Genomic DNA, 621 nt, shown 5'->3' with positions numbered 1-621 from the left:
TGTCACGACAGAAGCCCGTAAGGCCCTGCTATGGGCTCGCGGCCCTGACGCAAGCGGCGCGGCCTGTACCGTCTACGGCTACAGGCTTTTGCATGCGAACCGCCCCGCCGACGTGTGCGCCGCTTATGGTGCAATCAACGGCACGCCGTGCGAACCGCGCGGGGCGGGCTGGGTGTTTTTCACTGAAACCGCAACGAGCGAGCGTCTATCGTGGATTCGGTCGCGACTCGCAATGATGGATAAGGAGTAACGAATATGAACGCGAAAACCCTGCATGACCAATTGACGCCCCAGACCGCCGAAGCCGTCGCGGCCCTGCTCGGGTTCGATAAGCCGATGCCACTTTTCTGGGTATATGCGCGCGAGATTCCCGCACTCCCGGAACCTTGGATTGTGGGCGACGTGATGACTGTGTATCTGGAACACATGGTGCGCCGGAACAACGAGATTTGCGCGCGGCTCGCGTTGCAACAGAAGCCCGAATAACCACAAAATTTAATCGGGTACTATTGACGGGGCCGCTTGGCCCCGTTACTATTAATCATCCGTGATTAACAAGCTGAGGACAAAACCATGTCACGCAATAATCGACTCACGACCAACGAAAACGCAACGGTAACG

The 621-nt window shown here is 57.5% G+C and carries 2 protein-coding genes; both read left to right on the top strand.

Annotated elements, in window-relative coordinates; translation table 11 throughout:
• On the top strand, positions 1–250 hold a 250-nt coding region (locus tag AC1RP1_RS07705), incomplete at its 5' end, for a hypothetical protein (protein WP_481762674.1).
• A gap of 5 nt (positions 251–255) precedes the next feature.
• Complete coding sequence (locus AC1RP1_RS07700; protein ID WP_289856236.1) at positions 256–486, top strand: hypothetical protein; 231 nt, start codon at positions 256–258, stop codon at positions 484–486.
• Positions 487–621 lie beyond the last annotated feature (135 nt).

The sequence above is a fragment of the Dellaglioa sp. CoH-56-MRSF-13 genome (genome assembly GCF_056782095.1).
The sequence above is the reverse complement of the archived record's forward strand: the minus strand, read 5'-3'. Positions and strand labels throughout refer to the sequence as shown.

What these genes read in the sequence shown, in the direction of transcription:
- AC1RP1_RS07700 (WP_289856236.1), top strand. Translation starts at nt 256, where the DNA reads ATGAACGCGAAAACCCTGCATGACCAATTGACGCCCCAGACCGCCGAA.